At 55.2% G+C, this 18,667-nt stretch carries 18 protein-coding genes; 8 read left to right on the plus strand and 10 right to left on the minus strand.

Annotated elements, in window-relative coordinates:
• Positions 1-46: 46 nt before the first annotated feature.
• On the plus strand, positions 47-511 hold the full coding sequence (locus KVT34_RS06270; protein ID WP_217557621.1) for an FxLYD domain-containing protein: 465 nt from the start codon (positions 47-49) through the stop codon (positions 509-511).
• 153 nt (positions 512-664) lie between these two features.
• Positions 665-1,132 (plus strand): GNAT family N-acetyltransferase, encoded by a 468-nt coding sequence (locus KVT34_RS06275; protein ID WP_217557623.1) that lies wholly within the window; start codon positions 665-667, stop codon positions 1,130-1,132.
• 117 nt (positions 1,133-1,249) lie between these two features.
• On the opposite strand, the gene KVT34_RS06280 is transcribed toward KVT34_RS06275, so the two are convergent.
• Positions 1,250-1,807, minus strand: coding sequence for a flavin reductase family protein (locus tag KVT34_RS06280; RefSeq protein WP_217557625.1), 558 nt, complete (start codon positions 1,805-1,807; stop codon positions 1,250-1,252).
• Between the two features lie 66 nt (positions 1,808-1,873).
• Positions 1,874-2,428: a signal peptidase I gene (gene lepB, locus KVT34_RS06285; protein WP_217557627.1), complete on the minus strand. Its 555-nt coding sequence runs from the start codon at positions 2,426-2,428 to the stop codon at positions 1,874-1,876.
• Between the two features lie 285 nt (positions 2,429-2,713).
• Here lepB and KVT34_RS06290 point away from each other — a divergent pair, with 285 nt between their 5' ends.
• Positions 2,714-3,874: a cation:proton antiporter gene (locus KVT34_RS06290; protein WP_217557629.1), complete on the plus strand. Its 1,161-nt coding sequence runs from the start codon at positions 2,714-2,716 to the stop codon at positions 3,872-3,874.
• Between the two features lie 154 nt (positions 3,875-4,028).
• On the opposite strand, the gene KVT34_RS06295 is transcribed toward KVT34_RS06290, so the two are convergent.
• A complete protein-coding gene (locus KVT34_RS06295; protein ID WP_217557631.1) occupies positions 4,029-4,337 on the minus strand; it encodes a hypothetical protein in 309 nt (102 codons plus the stop codon).
• A gap of 50 nt (positions 4,338-4,387) precedes the next feature.
• Positions 4,388-5,743, minus strand: coding sequence for a sensor histidine kinase (locus KVT34_RS06300; protein ID WP_217557633.1), 1,356 nt, complete (start codon positions 5,741-5,743; stop codon positions 4,388-4,390).
• A gap of 200 nt (positions 5,744-5,943) precedes the next feature.
• Here KVT34_RS06300 and KVT34_RS06305 point away from each other — a divergent pair, with 200 nt between their 5' ends.
• Together KVT34_RS06305 and KVT34_RS06310 are read left to right on the plus strand one after the other, a co-directional pair.
• Positions 5,944-6,408: a MarR family winged helix-turn-helix transcriptional regulator gene (locus KVT34_RS06305; RefSeq protein ID WP_217557635.1), complete on the plus strand. Its 465-nt coding sequence runs from the start codon at positions 5,944-5,946 to the stop codon at positions 6,406-6,408.
• An 18-nt stretch (positions 6,409-6,426) separates the two neighbouring features.
• Positions 6,427-8,052, plus strand: coding sequence for an MDR family MFS transporter (locus tag KVT34_RS06310; protein ID WP_217557637.1), 1,626 nt, complete (start codon positions 6,427-6,429; stop codon positions 8,050-8,052).
• Positions 8,053-8,292: 240 nt separating this feature from the next.
• On the opposite strand, the gene KVT34_RS06315 is transcribed toward KVT34_RS06310, so the two are convergent.
• Both KVT34_RS06315 and KVT34_RS06320 read right to left on the minus strand, forming a co-directional pair.
• A complete protein-coding gene (locus KVT34_RS06315; RefSeq protein ID WP_217557640.1) occupies positions 8,293-9,003 on the minus strand; it encodes an SOS response-associated peptidase in 711 nt (236 codons plus the stop codon).
• A gap of 284 nt (positions 9,004-9,287) precedes the next feature.
• Positions 9,288-10,829 (minus strand): HD domain-containing phosphohydrolase, encoded by a 1,542-nt coding sequence (locus KVT34_RS06320; protein ID WP_217557642.1) that lies wholly within the window; start codon positions 10,827-10,829, stop codon positions 9,288-9,290.
• A gap of 210 nt (positions 10,830-11,039) precedes the next feature.
• Here KVT34_RS06320 and KVT34_RS06325 point away from each other — a divergent pair, with 210 nt between their 5' ends.
• The 3 genes from KVT34_RS06325 (at position 11,040) to KVT34_RS06335 (ending at position 13,145) form a co-directional block, all read left to right on the plus strand.
• Positions 11,040-11,444, plus strand: a complete 405-nt coding sequence (locus tag KVT34_RS06325; RefSeq protein WP_217557644.1) for a YhjD family protein — start codon at positions 11,040-11,042, stop codon at positions 11,442-11,444.
• 97 nt (positions 11,445-11,541) lie between these two features.
• Entirely contained in the window at positions 11,542-12,789 is a 1,248-nt protein-coding gene (locus tag KVT34_RS06330) for a DNA polymerase IV (protein WP_217557646.1), read from the plus strand.
• Entirely contained in the window at positions 12,786-13,145 is a 360-nt protein-coding gene (locus KVT34_RS06335) for a YolD-like family protein (protein WP_217557648.1), read from the plus strand. Before KVT34_RS06330 ends, KVT34_RS06335 begins: the two co-directional genes overlap by 4 nt.
• Positions 13,146-13,361: 216 nt before the next feature.
• Here KVT34_RS06335 and KVT34_RS06340 read toward each other — a convergent pair whose 3' ends face one another.
• The 4 genes from KVT34_RS06340 to KVT34_RS06355 all read right to left on the minus strand — a co-directional run bounded on the left by KVT34_RS06340 (position 13,362) and on the right by KVT34_RS06355 (position 18,662).
• Entirely contained in the window at positions 13,362-13,649 is a 288-nt protein-coding gene (locus KVT34_RS06340; protein ID WP_042232734.1) for a stage VI sporulation protein F, read from the minus strand.
• Positions 13,650-13,975: 326 nt separating this feature from the next.
• Positions 13,976-16,021, minus strand: coding sequence for an ATP-dependent DNA helicase RecG (gene recG, locus KVT34_RS06345; RefSeq protein ID WP_217557650.1), 2,046 nt, complete (start codon positions 16,019-16,021; stop codon positions 13,976-13,978).
• 1 nt (position 16,022) lies between these two features.
• Positions 16,023-16,877, minus strand: a complete 855-nt coding sequence (locus KVT34_RS06350; protein WP_217557652.1) for a DegV family protein — start codon at positions 16,875-16,877, stop codon at positions 16,023-16,025.
• 15 nt (positions 16,878-16,892) lie between these two features.
• Positions 16,893-18,662: a DAK2 domain-containing protein gene (locus tag KVT34_RS06355; protein WP_217557654.1), complete on the minus strand. Its 1,770-nt coding sequence runs from the start codon at positions 18,660-18,662 to the stop codon at positions 16,893-16,895.
• Positions 18,663-18,667 lie beyond the last annotated feature (5 nt).

The following is an 18,667-nucleotide window of genomic DNA, read 5'->3' on the forward strand; positions in this document are numbered from 1 at the left end:
CTGGCAGTTGTATTTTAAATATGGTTTACGTTCATAGGGGGAGAAAATGAAGAAGATTCTTTTTGTATCCGTCGCCGCCCTGGTTTTAGCCGCTGGCTGCAGTTCAGAACAACCGGCTAATACCTCATCACAGACAACGGCACCGACTGCTAGTACCGCTCCTAGCGAAAATCCTAAAGCGACTCCGGAAGCTACAACAAAACCTACCGAAGCTCCTAAAGCCAAAGAGGGCGAGTATACGGCTGGAGACTTTAAAATTACGGGAGTATCCGTAAAAGAATCGGCCGGAATGTGGATGGTAACGGCTAAAGTACAAAATACCGGAGATAAAGATATTCAAGCGGCCATTCTGAGTGCGGTACTTTATGATAAGGACGAAAAACGTCTAGGGATCGCACAAGGCGGCGTTGAAGGGATGAAAAAAGGTGAAAGTAAAACGGTTCAGTTCGTATCTATGGATAAGCTGGACGGTTATAAAAAAGTTGAGTTCCAAGTTGATACTTCTATCTAAAAATCCCCCCCGGCCTAATGGCACGGGGGTTTTACTTTCATTCAGACTGTAAAGTAAACCGGAAAAATTGGTTATAGTTAAAGCCTCCATGTAAATTAAAATCCCCGCTCCGTATGATAAGAATCATTAAAACAATCTTATGAGGTGACCATTTTGAGCGAAGGCATCATTCGAACCATTGATTTTAACGACACCGGGCTCGTACGCAGCCTGTACGAATTACAACGGGAATCTTATTTAATTGAAGCTAAACTTATTAATTTCTATGAGATTCCGCCGTTAAAAGAAACGTTCGAGGAGTTTCTGGCATGCGGCGAACAATTTAGAGGCTATTTCCTCGATAATCAGCTTGTCGGAGCCGTTTCCTGCACGGTCGAAGAAGAAACGGTTACGATTTGCCGGATGGTCGTCCACCCGGATCATTTCAAAAAAGGCATCGCCCAGCAGCTCTTAAACACATTGGAGTCCGACATGGGCCACGTCTCCCTATTTACAGTAGCGACGGGAAAGGACAACGTTCCGGCGAAAAATCTTTATGCCAAAAACGGGTACAAGCATGACCGGGATCTTGAAGTCGCGCCGAATTTTTATATTAGCCTCTTCCAAAAGGCGGTCCGTTGAATCTTTTCCGGACGTCCCGGACCGGCCTTTACGCTCCTGCAGCAACCGCAAACCGCAAACAGAACAACCGCCTCGCTAAGCGGGGCGGTTTGTTTTTTCTCCTATGTACGAACGGGCCTATCCGAACAGATGCCGCGCTTCTTTCGTGTTTTCCTGCACGATACGGTAGGTCGACCTTCCCATGCACAAAGGAATTTGAAGCTTGCCCAAATCAGGCAGCCCGTTGTCCAAAAACAATTCTTCATCCTTATACCGCTGAAGAATTTCTCCGGCAATCCATTCATGGTCCCCGTAAGTCCGGATATCCATGACTCTGCACTCGTAGGCATAATACGCATCCCTCAAAACAGGAATATCCGCCGCAAGTCCGTTGTCATAAGCAATGCCCAGTTCCTTGTACTTGTCCATGTCTCTTCCGCTGAACGTTCCCACCGCCTGTATGAGCTCCGACTTCGAACCCGGAAGAAAATGAACACCGAATACGCCGCTCTTCTCTATCAGCGAGTAGGTATGCGTCTCTTTTCTCAAAGAAATTCCGTATATGCCGGGAGAGGAGCCTATATAGGTGTGCCACCCGGAAGCCATCACATTTTGCCGGCCTCCATAGCGTGAAGTCACGACGGCCACCATTCCGGGATAACTGTACCAGGCCGTATCATCCGTAGGTGTTCTCATACTAAGCCCCTTTCCGGTATCAGCCGCCGCTTGCAAGCAGATCTTTGCCGATGCTTCCGCAAGCGGTTACGGCAGTTTTTGGACACCCATCACATGATCCAGCGGGATAAATCCGATGTTGCGGCTGTCCCAACTGTCGTTGCGGTTATCTCCCATCACGAAAACATGACCTTCGGGCACCGTCCATTTCTTATCCGAAACGAACTGCATCGTTTCTTTCAAATACGGTTCGGACAGCACCTGGCCGTTCCGATATACCTGATGATCTTTGAATTCCAGGACGTCCCCCGCTTTACCGATCACCCTTTTGACGAAAAAAGTCTTCTCTTTCGCGCTGCCTGCAATCCATTGTATGACCGGCTGCTCCATAAAGCTGTCCTTAAACGTGCGGGGACGGTCCACCCGGCTGTCGATCACGACGATGTCCCCGTATGCCGGTTCCTGGGCGAAGGTATGCGTCAGCTTCGAGATGTAAATGCGCTGTTCATCCTGAAGCGTGGGATCCATGGAATGTCCGTCGACTTTGTAAGGCTGAAAAACGAAAATACCGATAAACAGAACGAGAGCGAACGAAATGCCGATAGAACCGGCCCAACCCAATACTTCCCTGACTATTTTCACCCAAACATCTTCCTTTCCACACCTTATTTCCTAAATTATACCACGACTTGATGCGACTTGCGAAAAAAGGCTTCTGTAAACGTCCACTGTCCGCCCCATCTGTTTCCATTGATTTCGCCCGCCCCCCGATGTATAATTGTAGCAACTTAAAATTGCAGTTCCCGGAGGAGCCTGTCACCAAGGCCTTGCTATGTCTACATAGCGGGTTTTGGTAGCGGGCTCTTTTTGCATGCTTTTACGGATTCCGGGACTACAATAAGAACAACAAGGAGTGTGAGGCGGCACGTGCTAATTTTTCAACTGGCTATTATTCTGCTCGCATCGAAACTGGCCGGGGATATCAGTGTAAGGCTGGGGCAGCCTTCGGTTCTGGGAAAGCTTCTTGTCGGGATTGTGCTGGGACCGAATCTTCTCGGAGTTGTGACGAATACGGATGTGCTGCAGGAAATCAGTCAAATCGGGGTCATTCTGCTAATGTTCATCGCAGGTCTCGAAACCGATACGGAGGAGTTTAAACGTACGGGCAAAGCCTCCGGTTACGTCGGGGTTGCCGGCATTATCGTCCCGTTCGGCCTCGGTTATTTCGCCGGCATTCTGCTGAATCAATCTCCGCTGGAAGCTTCGTTTCTCGGCCTTCTCCTGTCCGCTACCAGCGTCAGTATTTCGGTCCAAGCGCTCAAGGAGATGGGCAAACTGAAATCCAGAGAAGGAACGACGATCCTCGGAGCGGCCGTCATCGACGATGTGCTGGTCATTATCGCGCTTGCTTTTCTGATGAGCATGGCGGGCGGAGACGTAAATCTGGGCATGATTGTCGTGAAAAAGGTCGCTTTCTTCGCGGTGGCTCTTCTGCTCGCCTGGAAGGCAGTCCCTTGGATTCTGAAAAAATTCGCTCCTCTGCGCGTTACGGAGACGGTAATCACCGCCGCTCTCATCATCTGCTTCGGTTACGCTTATTTGGCGGAATACACCGGAGTTGCGGCCATTATCGGCGCTTATATCGCCGGAGTTGCCATCAGCCTGACGAACTACAAGCACGAAGTGTTCGAAAAAGTGGAGACGATCGGCTACTCCATCTTCGTTCCCGTTTTCTTTACGTCCATCGGGGTTACCGTGCAATTTCAAGGAATCTCCTCTTCGATCGGGCTTATCGTGATCCTCAGTCTTCTTGCCATCGCGACGAAACTGGCCGGTTCCGCAATCGGCGCCAGACTCGCCGGATTCAAGTGGCGCAGTTCACTGGCCATCGGCGCTGCCATGGTATCCCGCGGCGAAGTCGCCTTGATCATTGCCGCCATCGGTCAGGAGTCCGGGCTGCTTTCCGCAGAAATGTTCGCGGTTATCGTCGTGGTCGTTCTCGTGACCACTATCGTCACCCCGCCGATGATGAAGCTCTTTTTCAGCGAAAAGAGCGCCCCTGCCGAGGCACACCATTCCGCCGAGTAACCTGCGTCTGACAAAAAAAACGCCTCTCAGCCCGATAGAATCGGCTGGGAGGCGTTTTTGCACACCGCTCGTAAGTTTCCGCTCATGCGGCTCAGCGTCGAATCACCGAGCACCCGCATGCGTTTGGGCGAATGCCCGTGATCGTCCCTTCGCTTCACGAAGTCTCGCATAACGCGCGGCGTGAAGCCGGGGAAACGTTCCGGCTTTCCACGATCTCGAAGTGGTAGATCGTGTTCCGGGTGAGCACCCGGAACTCCGATCCGTCCCGGTCGATGGCTTGAACCCGGGTTGTCTGAAAGGAACGGAAATCGTCCACCCGGCAGAGTACCATGGAGCTTCCCACTTCCGTGGGCTTCATTTCTTGCAGGATGGTTCCGAGCATTTGATCGTATCGGAATGAGGTGGCGCGTTTAGGCGTCATCCCGTCATTTTCGTAAATTTGAAGCAATTTAAGGTAGCTCATCGTCGTCCCTCCTCATTTGAAGGTATGCCCGCAGCCCTTATTCTATCCGGTTAAGTTCCGGTAAATATAGGCAGACGAACGGTAAAAGACGTTCCCTGACCCGCTTCGCTTGTGACCCGGACACTTCCGTTGTGGGCCTCCACATACTGTTTGACCAGCGCCATCCCGAAGCCCAGCCCCGGTTCGGAAGCCGCGGCGGCCGACGGATAAGCGGTTCGGTAAAAACGCTCGAACAGATGTGGAATCTCGTCGTGCGTAAGGCCTGCTCCGTCGTAACGGACGGTGACGGTCACTTCCAGATCGTTGACGGTAACCGATGCGGAGGCCGACGAACGAGCCAGCCGTACGGCGTTCCCGAGCAGATGGCCGAACGCCTGCTCCAGCTTGTGGCGGTCGCCGTAAAGGCTGACCTCTCTGGACGGCGAGTAACGCAGCTCGATGCCGGAAGCGCGCGCTTCCGCCTCCAGGCGGGCGATCAGCGGATCGAGGCTCGCCCGCAGCGAGAACCACTGCCGCTCCAGCTCCAGATGGCCGGATTCGGCGAGCATGAGCTGCTGCATGTCGTTCACGAGCGCCGACATGCGGCTGACTTCCTCGAAGAGTACCGCCGCCTTGTCGGTCGTCAGTCTCTTCTCTTCGATCTGCGCCTGCTCCAGGCTGGAGCGGAGCACCGTAAGCGGGCGCCTGAGCTCCTGGGTCAGATCGGCGACCATGCGCGGCCTCACGGTTTCCATCTGCCTCAGCTTGTCCTCGATGCCCGTAAGCAGGGCATCGGCTTCCGCCGTTCTGGCGTGTAGGTCCGTGCCCCCGTTTTCTTTGGCCCGCCTGAAGGAGAGCACGGGTCCGTCTTCCCTCGCCAGAACGGCAAGCCGGAAGAGGATACGGTCGAGCACCGCTTGAAGCCGGTTGTCCCGCCGCTTCAGATAGAGACCGGATGCAGCTCCGACGAGCAGGGAGCCCGCCACAACGGCCGCCCAAAACGGCGGCTCCGGATGATGAAATGGCGAGGCGGGCAAACTATAATAACCCAGAGTCCGGCTGCCGTCCTTAACGGTTCGCAGGTCAATGCGGCCGGCTGCAGGGTCTTCCTTATCGGAAGAAGACGAAGCAGCCGCGTCGAAGAGCAGCTTCTGATCGGCATTGTACAAGCGAAGACCGGCTTCTCCGGCCAAGCGCTGCGGGTCTGAATCTTCTTTTAACTGTTTAATTACGGAAGACCAATTTTTATCGACACCATACATGGCGTTTAAATACGAATCCCAGAACAGATGGTTCCGGCTGTTTGCCTTCTGCTGCTCCGTCCAAAGAAAAGCGTACGCTTGTCCGATTAGGATGCAGGCGGTCAACAGGCCCAGCAGGGAGCCGATCCATACCGGTTTTCTGTGTTGGTTTATCGTCGTTCTCATCTACACCCTCCGCAACTATACCTGCTCTTTTCATTGTATCACATCGGGATAGCGTTTTGCTTCTTTTCCGGGAGAGCGCTCCGTTTTTTGCTAACAGCATGATTGTTGACTTTTTTATATACACAGCTTAATATTTATATAGTTTAAATAATGACTAGTGAAAATAATTTTACGAAGCTGAAAGGAGGAGACTATCTTCCGTGCTTGATAACGAAGATTACGTAGCCCGGATTTTGCGGGCTACGATGTCCTTTTACCGACGGATCGGGCCTCAGATTTCTCATTTTAAAGAAATGGGACTGACCGGCCCGCAATTTCACGTACTGAACTGGATCTCGGAGACCGGGCCGGGTAAAATCACCCAGTTGGCTGAAATGATGGAAGTGAAGCCCAGCGCCATTACCGTCATGATCGACCGGATGGAACAGAACAAGCTTGTCGTCCGGCATCACGATGAGAACGACCGCCGTGTCGTAATGGTATCCCTTACGGAACACGGACAGGGCGTGCTCAAAGAAGCGAAGCTTAAATCCTTCGAAGTCATTAAACAGTATTATTCACGGCTTGACCCGGACGAGCTGGAGTCGCTGATGAAAATTTCCGAGAAGCTGCAAAATATCGCCGGAAACGAAGATGATAACAACGGAAAATGCTGCAAACCATAAAGAAACGGAGTTTAAACAATGGGAGAACCACTTAAACTGGAGCAACACGGGCAAGAAATGACCAAACACCGGGGCATGCTGATAGCGGGTCTGATTATCGCCATGCTTTTCGGAGCCCTGGAAGGAACGATCGTAGGCACGGCTATGCCGCGGATCGTCGGAGAACTCGGCGGTCTCGGTTATATGACATGGCTGACTACCGCCTATATGCTGACTTCCACCGCGGTTGTGCCGATCGCCGGTAAACTGGCCGACCTTCTGGGCCGCCGCGTCATTTATGTGACGGGACTTGTCATATTCATGGCGAGCTCGGCGCTTTGCGGAACGACGGACAGCATGACCCAGCTTATCGTGTACCGCGGCATCCAAGGTATCGGCGGCGGTATTATGATGCCGATGGCGATGATTATTATCGGAGACTTGTTCACGGGCAAGGAGCGCGCCAAATGGCAGGGCGTTTTCGGCGGCCTCTACGGGCTAGCTTCCGTAATCGGCCCGCAAATCGGCGGCTGGATCGTGGACGGCCTCAACTGGAGATGGGTGTTCTACATCAATCTGCCCGTCGGGATTATCGCCGTTATCTTTATCGCCATGGGCCTCAACAAGCACAAAGCACAAGGGCCCGTCAAGTTCGACGTAGCCGGCATGTTCACCATGATTGTCGGGGTCGTCAGTCTCCTGCTCGGTCTCAGCTTCGGGGGCAGCGAGTACCCGTGGCTGTCCTGGCAGATTATCGGCCTGTTCGTTCTCGCCGTTATCGCCATCACTGCTTTCATTATAATCGAATCCCGCACGGAGGAAGCGATCCTTCCGGTGCGATTGTTTAAAAACCGTACGTTCACCGTGCTCAACGGCATCGGCTTTCTGATGAGCATCGGCATGTTCGGCGCCATTATTTTCGTGCCTCTCTTCATGCAGGGGGTTGTCGGTGTCAGCGCCTCGGCATCCGGCACCATCATGACCCCGATGATGATTACCATGATCATCGCGAGTATCATCGGCGGACAGATCGTCTACAAAATCGGGCCGAAAGTCCAGATCAGCATCGGCATGATCGTGATGGCTGCGGGATTCCTTCTGCTGACAACGATGAGCATGGATACGACGAAGCTTACCGCTACCTTGATTATGTTCGTAATCGGTCTTGGCATGGGGCTTGTGATGCCGATCCTTACCCTCGTTCTCCAGGAATCGTTCCCGAAATCGGAACTAGGGGTCGTCACCTCGTCAAGCCAGTTCTTCCGTTCCATCGGCGGAACGTTCGGGATGACCATCCTCGGGGCGATTATGAACCATAAATCGACCAACCAGTTGACGGATACGCTTGTCCCCGTGCTGCAAAAGCTTCCCGAACAGGCGAAGGAACTGGTGGCCAAATTTACGGAAATGATTCATACGAATCCGCAAGGGCTGTATACGTTCCTGTTCAGCCCGGAAGCCATGAAGGAGATGCCCGCGGAGTTCTTGAAGATCATTGCTCCGATTCTGAAAAATTCGCTCGTCTCCTCTCTGCATTCCGTCTACTTGTTCGCGCTGATTTTCATCGTACTGGGAGCCGTGCTGACGGTTGCCGTACCGACAATCAAACTGACCGAACGGAAAAAAGCCGAGCCGGCCGGAAAATCCGAACCCGCCGCGGAGTAAAATCAATCGAAAAAGCCGGGATCCTTCACATGAGGATCCCGGCTTTTTCGCTGTTTAACGGGCAAGCTGAGCGCTCCCGTATAAAGTCATGCTCTTCGCAAGGACCGATACTGTACAGCGGCTGCGCCGCACGGTATTTACACGGTTCGGACTTGTGCGGGCCCGTTCAGACCGATTCAAATTTGCCGCACTTGCTCCGGCTTGTTTGCGGCGGTTCTTCCGGCCTGCCCGGGCCGCTTCTTACAGCAGCCACCCTTCCTGTACGGGGCTGTCCGGCGGCACGATCGGTTCGATCAGCTGCGGACTGTCATTGCGCACGTTCCCGACCAGCTGCGAAACCGGGTACGCCTCCATCTCTGAGGCTGGATAGGCCTGGAGCAATGACAGCAGATCGGCGGGGTCCTGAACTTGCCGGTCCAGCCAGAAAGGCTCGTCTTCCCGCCGCAGAATGACCGGCATCCGGTCATGAATATCCGCCACGAGCGGGTTAGGCGCCGTCGTCAGCACCGTGCAGGTGCTGACGCGCCGGCCGTCTGGCGAAAGCCAGGTGTCGTAGAGGCCGGCCATCGCAAACAAACCGCCGTCTTTCAACCGGATTCGCATCGGCTGCTTAAGTCCCCCCTCCCGCTTCCATTCGTAAAAACCGTCAGCCGGGATAAGGCACCGCTTGCGGCGCAGCGGGATGCGGTAAGCGGGTTTGTCGGCCGCCGTTTCCGCGCGGGCGTTCAGCATTTTAGCGCCGACGCTTTCTTCCTTGGCCCACTCGGGAACCAATCCCCATTTCAGCTCGCCGATCCGGTTATTCCGGCCGTCGTTCACGACGGCAAGCACCATCTGGCCGGGAGCTACGTTATATTTCGGTCTATGATAAGGAATGCCCGGCGCATCGAAAAGGCCGAAGCGGGCCATAAGCTCCTCCACCGTTACCGTGATCGTATACCGTCCGCACATGGACATTTCCTCCTTATTCATACAAGTTATGTACAGCCTAATACAACGGCGGGTTGAATTCAAATAAAAAGCGAAACGGCCGCGGGGACCAAATTCTGGGCATCTCTTTCATTAGAAACAACAATCTGTCGTGTCCGGCAGGTACTCGTGTATCAAAAAGACACATCCCATCCGCCGGGCGGAAAGTGCATGTGTCTTTTCGTTCTTTCGGCATCCGTGCGGAAGCCTCGTTTTCCGTTTTCCGTTTTCCGCTTTCTGCCTTCCGGCTTCCGCTTTCCCGCAAATCAGCCTGCATGTTCGCGCGTTCTTTCGGCTCCGGCGGATTTATCCGGCCCGCCTTCTTCCAGCCAGCCGATAAACAAGGTGGCGAAGTGCGGGTCCCACTGCGCGCCCCTTCCTTCTTTCAAAATGGACAGCGCCTTCTCCGCGGACATGCCTTTGCGGTAGGGGCGGTCCGAGGTCATTGCGTCATAAGCGTCGGCAATGGCAATTACTCGGCCGAAAAGCGGAATATCCAGGCCTTTGAGACCGTCCGGATAACCCCGGCCGTCAAACCGCTCGTGATGGGAACGGACTCCCGGCAGGAACGGAGCCATCACGCTCTGCGGCTCGATCTGCCGCAGGATTCGTTCTCCCAGCGCGGGGTGCATCTGAATTTGGGCAAACTCGTCGTCCGTGAGCCTCCCCTCTTTTAACAGCACGGTGTCGCTGATTCCGATTTTGCCGATGTCATGCAGCAGCGCCGTTTTGCGCAGTTCCTCCAGGTCGTGCTCGGAGAACCCGGCTAGGCTGCCGATCCGGACGGAATAGCCCGCGACCCTTTCGGAGTGTCCGGCCGTGTACGCGTCTCTGGCATCCAGCGCGGCGGCCAGCGCGGCAAAATAGCCCGAAATCAACTCGTGGTTGATCCGGTCCCGCTCCCGGAGTCCTTCCACCATGTGATTAAAGCCCGCCACCAGGCGCGAAAACTCGTCGGGATAAAGATCCGGCGCATAGATAGCCAGATTTCCGGCCCGGACTTCTCCCATGACTTTGTGGATTTGGCCGATGGGATGCTCGATATCCCGGGAAAGCAGCCAGGCGCCCAGCGAAGCGAACAGAATGCCGAGCAGAATAATCGCGGCATCCCAATTCCAGTAATCCTTCAGCAAAGACGTATCCTCCCGGACCAGACGAAGCTGAACGGTCAAATAATACAGAAAAAGCGGGAAGGCACCGATCAGAAACGCGCTCCACTGGAACTTTTTCCGGATCGAAAACAACACTCTGCCGTCCAGAGACACCTCCGCGCCGTGCAGGCGCCGGGCAAGATCGTGCGAATGCCGGAGCGCCGGGCGGATGGAATAGGCGGTCAGAAAAAATTCAATCATCGCATGCATGCACGCCACAAGCAGAGCGCCGAGAACGGCGAGCGTCAGGTCAAAATAACTGATCTCCAGCATCCCCATACGGATCGCACCTGCAGCCAGTGCGACGGCAGGCAGAACCATTCCGAACAAGTGCGGTCCGAAAATCCGTTTGACCGCCAGCACCGGGAGCCGGTGAAGACGTATGTAAGCTTCTTTTATTTCGTCGAGAGCGGGACTATGTTTGAGAAAAACCGTGCGGACCGGTCTCATCTGACGGGCAAATACGGTCAGTTCGGCCACTATCATCACAAAGAGCGAAACACCTAAGATAACCAGCATGACGGACATTTCGCGGCTCGTCGCCCGCAGTGTGGAATAGATCAGAACGCTGCCTACTCCCAGCACCGCAATGGCGGAGCCGATCAGATAATTGCGAAGCAGAGCCAACAGAAGCCGCCGGTACGTATATGTTCGCAAGATGCGTCCACTCTCCCAATCAAATGACTTATTACTCTCTTTTTATTGTGCCTGATCTCTTTTTTACCCCTGTATGCAAAAGGAGCGCTAAAGCGGCCAATTCCACTCAAAAATTCCAAATAATTCTCTTCTTGAAAATCGAATATATGTTCGGTATCCTGAATATACTACATAAGAACGTATGTTTCCATACCCAAGGAGTGAGACATCATGCAGCCGCCTTTGCAAACCCGTGACGATTCGTTGCTCGTTAAGCGGTATGTGCTGCTTCCGGTTCTGTTAGACGTACTGGAAAAAAACATTTCGCTGCTGGAAAGCTCCGGCAAACTTCCGGAACCGCTGATCGGCCATCTTCGCCTGATCCAAGATCGCGTCACTGCCGACATGGCTTTTTTGCGCAAGCAGTTCCGCCGTCGGGGCATCCGGATTTACGAGGAAAGGCGCACCACAGAAGGGTTGAACGTCGCTTACATATGCCGCGGGTATCACCATCGGTTTTCTTTGCTGTGGCGGCTGATCCGCGCCGAAATCGTTACCGCGCTGGAGGTGTACCTGGATCCTGCCGCCGGGCCCGACACCGCAAACACCGGGCAGGCAAACATTACCGGTTGTTAACCGAATGAATGTTCGTGTATGTTTGAATCAGACACGAACACAAGTTCCCTTTATTCAAATTGACTTTCTCATTCCGACAAAATGGCAGGTGTTACCGATGACCGCCTTCCCTGAGCAAGGCAAACGTGTAATTATGCTGGCGGACTGCCAGTCTTTTTACGCATCCGTGGAAAAAGCCGCCCATCCCCAATACCGCGATAAGCCTGTCGTCGTAGCAGGCGATCCCGCCCGCCGTTCCGGGATTATTCTGGCAGCCTGCCCCCTCGCTAAAGCGCACGGCGTCACAACGGCCGAAAGGCTGGGCGAAGCCCTCCGGAAATGTCCCGAAGCCGTAGTCATCCGCCCCCGCATGGAAGAGTACATTAAAGTCTCCATGCAGATTACGGCCATTCTTCAAACGTACACCGATCTCGTGGAGCCGTTCAGCATTGATGAACAGTACCTTGATGTGACGGGGAGCCTGCATCTCTTCGGCGCTCCCGTCGAAATCGCCAGAGATATCCAGCAAAAGGTGCTGCAGGAAACCGGCGTTTGGACGCGGGTCGGCATCAGCGAAAATAAAGTGCTCGCCAAAATGGCCTGCGACAATTTCGCCAAGAAAAACCGGGAGGGCATCTACGAGCTGCCCAAAAGCGAAATCGCCAGTCTCTGGGAGCTGCCCGTCAGTAAAACGTACCTGATCGGCTCCCGGATGACCCGGCATCTTAACCGCATGGGCATCCTTACCGTCGGCGACTTGGCAAGGACCTCTCCGGCCCGTCTGCGCGCCCGCTGGGGAATCAACGGAGAAGTCATCTGGCGGGTAGCTAACGGCATCGATCCTTCTCCGGTAACCCCTCAGACTCACGAGGGGCAGAAGGCCGTCGGCCATCAGATGACGCTGCCCCGCGACTATGCGACCGCCGAGGAAATCAAAGTCGTGCTGCTCGAGCTCTCCGAGCTGGTATGCCAGCGCTGCCGGGCCAAAGGCTGCCAGGGCCAGGTGGTCTCCGTCGGCTGTCAGGGCGCGGATTACGACCATCCGAGCGGTTTTTACCGCCAAATGAAGCTGGCGGACCCGACACAGCTCACCGATACGGTCTACGAAACGGCGCAGCTGCTGTTCCGCAAGCACTGGGACGGCCTGCCCGTGCGCAAGGTCGGAGTCACCTTGGGAGACCTCGTGCCCGATGATCAGTACCAGCTGCTGATGTTCGGAGACGAGGAGCGCAAAATCGCTCTGGAGCGTACGACGGATACGATCCGGCAGCGGTTCGGAAGCACCGCCATTATGCGTGCGGTTTCCGCTACTCCGGCCGGTCAGGCCAAAGACAGATCCCATAAGATCGGAGGTCATTACAAGTGAACTCTTCTTCGACCGGTTCCAAGACAGGCAAGAAGCTTCAGGGAAACGGCCTGTATGAATCGTCCCGCATGATGCTGCCCGAGCACAAAGAAGCCTACCTGCGCCACCAGCGGGAACTGAACCGACGAGCTCACCCGTCGCTGGAAGACGAAGAGCGCCAGCGCATAGGCAGTCTTCTGGCCCAAGCGAAAACGACGGGGCGAGTGCTTACCCTGACGGTTTACGGTCCTTTCGAGGACGAGGAGATAACCGGAATCGTCCGGCGCATCGACCCTCTGAAGCAGGAAATCCATCTTGAAGTGCCGGGAAATGTGCGCCGGCTCGCTTTTGACGATATTCTCAGAATCGGCGATTGAAAGTCCGGTTTCCGGGGACAAAGTAAAATCCCGAATGACTGCTCGGAATACCAGGATTAAAGCAGGGCTTTTCGGACAAATCTACGGCAAAAAAAATGAAAAAACAAAAAAACCGTCTTTCTTCTTTATCGAAGAATAGACGGTTTTTTTGTAGATGGGCACGAAAAATAACGGAACCTTCCGCGCCTATTCATTTGCAGGGGCAACCTGCACTTTTTAACGGAACATTCCCCACAGCTTTAATAAGTGGAACGTGTTATTGGGGTCGATTTTTTGGGCGATGACAAAATCAATCAGAGACGACGACTGGGCCTGGGTAAGCGGTTCGCCCAGCACTTTGGAAAACTGGGCGACGAAAGCGGCGACTTTCTGCCTGTTTTGCAAATCGTACTTCGTGACCCCTTCCAGCAGCCTTTTAATGCGTTCTTTAATTTCCGGGTTTTTCATTTTCCATTTCACGCGTTCGACCAGAGCCGGATCGATTCCATATTGCTGATAGCTCACTTGAACACCTCCCCGTTATCCATCCCTGCTAACATATGTCGGCAGCGGCCCGGATGTGCCTGAATTTTGCGGGTGGAAAAGCTTACGGCCCGTCCCGGCAGCGGGTCGCACTCTCATCTCAGTCTCATTCAAAAGGACGTTCACTGGCCGCTCCTGTCTCCGTCAGGACCCCGGCTGACTCGCGCGGCAAAGAAACGATTCGACTTCGGCGGGAACAGCAGTCAACCACATGACACATGTGACGCCGGGAACAGACACACCGAGAGCATCACGCGGCACAAAAAAACCGACCGGCAGCCGCCGATCGGTTTTCGTCTGAGTCGTGATCAATCCATAATATCTCCGTCGAAAATAAGCTCCCGCTGGAGAAAGTCGCGAAGCGGAATATACTCCGCCGCCGTCCAGAACTCCTGCCGCGCCACAAGCTCCGCCGCATCGTCACGGGCCAGCTCCATCGTTTCGAAATCGACCATCATGTCGGCGATCCGGAAGTCGGGCAGGCCGCTCTGCTTCGTGCCGAAGAAATCTCCGGGCCCGCGAAGCTCCAGATCCCGCCGGGCGATTTCGAAGCCGTCCGTCGTATCCGTCATCGCCTGCATCCGCTCCTTGCCGACTTCGGTTTTCGGATCGGCTATCAGGACGCAGAACGACTGGTGCTCCCCGCGCCCGACCCGGCCCCGCAGCTGATGCAGCTGCGACAAGCCGAACCGGTCCGCGTCGTATACAACCATCAGTGTCGCATTCGGGACGTCCACACCGACCTCGATGACCGTTGTCGATACGAGCGTGTGGATCTCGCCGTCCTTGAACCGGTGCATGATCTCGTCCTTCTCGGCCGCGGTCATCCGCCCGTGAAGCAGCCCGACCTTCAGATCGGGGAACGCCTGCTGAAGCTGGACATGTACGTCTATCGCGTTCTGCACGTCCAGCTTCTCCGACTCCTCGATCAGCGGGCAGATCACGTAAGCCTGGCGGCCCTCATCCGCTTCCCGGCGGATAAAGCCGAGCACCCGGTCGAACATCTCGTGACGCACCCAATACGTTTTGATCGGTTTGCGCCCCTTCGGAAGCTCCCGGAGCGTCGAGACGTCAAGATCGCCGAACGCGGTAATCGCCAGCGTCCGGGGAATCGGCGTCGCCGTCATCGTCAGCACGTCGGGGTTCATTCCTTTGCGCCGCAGAATGCTGCGCTGGTTTACCCCGAACCGGTGCTGCTCGTCGGTGACGACAAGCCCCAGCTTGCGGAAGAAGACGTCTTCCTGGATGAGGGCATGCGTGCCGACCAGAATGTCGAGCATGCCCATCTGCAGCGACGCGAGAAGCTCCCGCCGCTGGCGGGCGGTCGTGCTTCCGGTGAGCAGGGCGACCTGCAGCCCGTAGGGCTCGAACATGGCCGTCAGCGAGCGGTTGTGCTGTTCGGCAAGGATCTCCGTCGGCACCATCAGTGCGCCCTGACAGCCGGCCGTTACCGTCGCGTAGAGCGCCGCCGCTGCAACGACCGTCTTGCCCGCTCCGACATCGCCCTGAAGCAGGCGGTTCATCGTGTAAGGCTCCTGCATGTCCTGCAGGATCTCCGCGATGACCTTCTTCTGCGAGGGCGTCAGCGTGAACGGCAGGCCGCGCACGAAGGCGCGCACCTTCGGGAGATCCACCTGCTGCGCGAGCCCGTCGGCACGGTTCCGGGTAATAGCCCGGAAGGCGTGCATTTTGAGCTGAAACAGGAACAGCTCCTCGTACACCATCCGGCGCCGGGCCTCGTTCCCGTCCTCCGTCCCCTCGGGACGGTGGATGATCTCCATGGCTCTTCTGCGGGGCAGCAAGCGGTATTTGCGCAGCAGCTCCGCGGGGATGATTTCGCTTATCATGGCGCTGTACTGGGTAAGAGCCTGAGCCGTCGCCTTACGCATAAAATGCTGGGTAAGGGAGCCTCCAACGGAATAGACCGGCTGCAAAGTGCCGGTCTTGGAAGTTCCCCTATCGGGAAATTCGGAATCCGAAACCGTCATCTGGTGACGGCGCTGGTCCCACTTGCCCGTCAGGACAATTTCACGCCCGGGAACGAGCTGTTCTTTGAGGAACGGCCGGTTAAACCAGACGGCGGTAACAAAAAAGTGGTCAATGACCACTTTGCAGCTAAGCCTGTTTTTGCGGCCGTATCTTTGCAGGACAGGCTCGGACATGATCTTGCCCTGCACGGTAATTTTCTCTCCGTCCTTGACCTGGGTCAAATCACGGATGGAGTAATCTTCGTAGCGGAACGGGTAGTACTCGAGCAGATGAGCAACACGGGTAATGCCAAGGGCCTGCAGTTCTTCGGCCTTCTGTCCGCCGATTCCGCGGACTTCCGTAACCGGAATTTCGTTAAGATTCATGTCAGGCCGGACTCACGAATGCAGCTACGGTTCCCGGTCCCGCATGGGTTCCGATAACCGGACCGATGGTGATGTACTGCATGCTCTTGATCGTAAAGTTCTGCTCGATAAGGCGGTAAAGCTCTTCCGCCGATTCCGTGTTGTTCGCGTGTGCCACGCTGATGTGAATGTCTCCGCCGGGAATGTCCCGCCGCATCATTTCGATGATCCGGGCCATCGCCTTCTTCTGCCCGCGTACTTTATCCACCGAAGCGATTTCTCCCTCGGGGTCTACGGACAGAATCGGCTTAATGTTGAGCAGGGAACCGATCAAAGCGGATGCTTTGCCGATTCTGCCGCCTTTTTGCAAATATTCAAGCGTGTCGACAAGGAAGTAGATGACGAACGATTCGCGGATTTTCCGCACGATTTCCGCGCATTCTTCCAGGCTTTTGCCTTCCCGGGCCGCTTCTGCGGCGGCCACGACAAGGGCGCCGATTCCGTAACACGCCGATTTGGAATCAATCACTTGTACGCGGTCTTCCTGGTCCAGCATCGACTTGGCCAGCAGGGCGGACTGGTACGTTCCGCTCATGGCCGACGACAGATGGATGGACAAAATTTTGACCTCGGGATCTTCGGCCAGCAGTTTCTCATAGAGCGCAAGAAACTCCGCGGGCGAAGGCTGAGAGGTTGTCGGCATGCTGTGAGCGGCGACCAGCTTGTGATAAAACTGCTCCGCACCCAGGGTAACCGCATCCAGGTAGGTTTCTCCGTCGAGGTGGATTTTGAGCGGAACCATTTCAATACCGAGTTTTTCACGGGTAGCCTGCGGAATATCCGACGTGCTGTCCGTTACAATACGAACGTGGCTCATATGCAAACCCCTCTCTTACTCTACGGAAAATATATAGGCGTACAGCGGCTGTCCGCCCGGATGAAGCTCGATCTCCACGTTCGGATATTGAGCTTCGATATAGGCGGTAAGCTGCTCCGTCTGCTCGTCGCCGGCATCCTCGCCCGTCAGGATCGTCACGATCTCGGCATCGCGGATCATATGATCCAGAAGCTTCCGGCTCGCTTCGACAAGCTCCTGTTCGGATACGACGATTTTGCCGTCCTCAATGCCGATAAAATGACCTTCTTTGATTTCGATGCCGTCGATGGACGTATCGCGAACCGCAAAGGTAACCTGACCGGAACGGACGCCTTGAATCGCTTCGTTCATGGTTTGTTCGTTGACGTCGGCGCCGGCTTTTTCCTGGAATGCCAGAATGGAGGCCAAGCCCTGCGGAATCGACTTCGTCGGGATGACGATAATCCGCTTGTCTTCCACAAGATCCTGCGCCTGCTTCGCGGCCATGATGATATTGGAGTTATTGGGCAGAATAAACACGGTTTCCGCATCGATCTGCCGGGTCGCCTTCACGATGTCTTCCGTGCTCGGGTTCATCGTCTGTCCGCCGGACAAAACGACATCCACGCCTACGCTTGTGAAAATCTCCGTAATGCCCTGGCCCAGAGCCACGGCTACGAATCCGTACGGTTTGAGTTCTTTGGCGGCCGGCACCACCGAACGCTGCGCTTCCTCTTCGGCGGCACGCTCGTAAACCTCAGCCGCTTCTTCCAGGATATGCGAATGCTGATCGCGCATGTTCTCGATTTTGATCCGGGTCAGATCTCCGTATTCCATGGCCAGATTCATGACTTGTCCGGGATATTCCGCATGAATATGAACTTTGACAAGCTCATCGTCCGCCACGACCAGCAGCGAATCTCCATGCTTTCCGAGCTGGCTGCGGAAATTAATTTCGTTGAATTCGAGGCCTTTCGTCTTGCCGGGAACGACCTTCAGCAAAAACTCGGTACAGTAGCCGAATTCGATGTCATCCGTAGACATATGAAGCTGCGCGGGACCCGTGCGGTCCATGTGATGGGCCTCGGGGGCGAGCTGAAGCGTTGCAATGTCCTTGTCCTTGGCGGCCTGCCCCAGCACGGGCGCATCCGCAACGATAAAGGAGGACGTATCCTCCTGCTGCACGCCGTTCAGCGCGGAAACGAATCCTTCGTAAATGCAGACCAGGCCCTGTCCGCCCGCGTCGACTACGCCTACCTGCTTCAGGACGGGAAGCATGTCCGGCGTTCTGGACAGGGTTTCGCTCGCCTGCTTCAGCACCTCTTCCACAAGCTCCGTGACGTCCGCACAGCGTCTTGCCGAGGCAACGGCATGCTTCGCCGCCTCCTTGGAAACGGTCAGCACGGTGCCCTCCACGGGTTTGACGACCGCTTTATATGCGGTGTCCACGCCCTGCTGCAGAGCTGCGGCAAACTGCTGCACGTCGATCTCTTCCAGATCATGCGTATACTTGGCGAATCCTCTGAAAAGCTGGGACAGAATCACGCCGGAGTTGCCCCGTGCGCCCATAAGCAGCCCCTTGGACAAAGCTTCCGCCGCTTTGCCGATATGTGCGGACGGCTTGCGTTTCAGTTCTTCTACACCCGACGTAAGCGTCAGGTTCATATTCGTTCCGGTATCTCCGTCAGGGACCGGGAAAACGTTCAGACCGTTCACCCTGTCCACATTTCTGCGAAGGTTGTCAGCTCCAGCAAACACCATCTGCATAAAATCATTTCCATTTATTGTGTTAAAGCGCTTACTCAATGGTA

The organism is Paenibacillus sp. GbtcB18 (assembly GCF_019091125.1).
In the GTDB taxonomy this organism is placed as follows: Bacteria; Bacillota; Bacilli; order Paenibacillales; family NBRC-103111; genus Paenibacillus_F; species Paenibacillus_F chitinolyticus.

What these genes read in the sequence shown, in the direction of transcription:
- KVT34_RS06295 (WP_217557631.1), bottom strand. Translation starts at nt 4,337, where the DNA reads ATGAGCTACCTTAAATTGCTTCAAATTTACGAAAATGACGGGATGACG.
- KVT34_RS06280 (WP_217557625.1), bottom strand. Translation starts at nt 1,807, where the DNA reads ATGAGAACACCTACGGATGATACGGCCTGGTACAGTTATCCCGGAATG.
- KVT34_RS06300 (WP_217557633.1), bottom strand. Translation starts at nt 5,743, where the DNA reads ATGAGAACGACGATAAACCAACACAGAAAACCGGTATGGATCGGCTCC.
- KVT34_RS06350 (WP_217557652.1), bottom strand. Translation starts at nt 16,877, where the DNA reads ATGAGCCACGTTCGTATTGTAACGGACAGCACGTCGGATATTCCGCAG.
- recG (WP_217557650.1), bottom strand. Translation starts at nt 16,021, where the DNA reads ATGAATCTTAACGAAATTCCGGTTACGGAAGTCCGCGGAATCGGCGGA.
- KVT34_RS06330 (WP_217557646.1), top strand. Translation starts at nt 11,542, where the DNA reads ATGACCGCCTTCCCTGAGCAAGGCAAACGTGTAATTATGCTGGCGGAC.
- KVT34_RS06325 (WP_217557644.1), top strand. Translation starts at nt 11,040, where the DNA reads ATGCAGCCGCCTTTGCAAACCCGTGACGATTCGTTGCTCGTTAAGCGG.
- KVT34_RS06270 (WP_217557621.1), top strand. Translation starts at nt 47, where the DNA reads ATGAAGAAGATTCTTTTTGTATCCGTCGCCGCCCTGGTTTTAGCCGCT.
- KVT34_RS06315 (WP_217557640.1), bottom strand. Translation starts at nt 9,003, where the DNA reads ATGTGCGGACGGTATACGATCACGGTAACGGTGGAGGAGCTTATGGCC.
- KVT34_RS06310 (WP_217557637.1), top strand. Translation starts at nt 6,427, where the DNA reads ATGGGAGAACCACTTAAACTGGAGCAACACGGGCAAGAAATGACCAAA.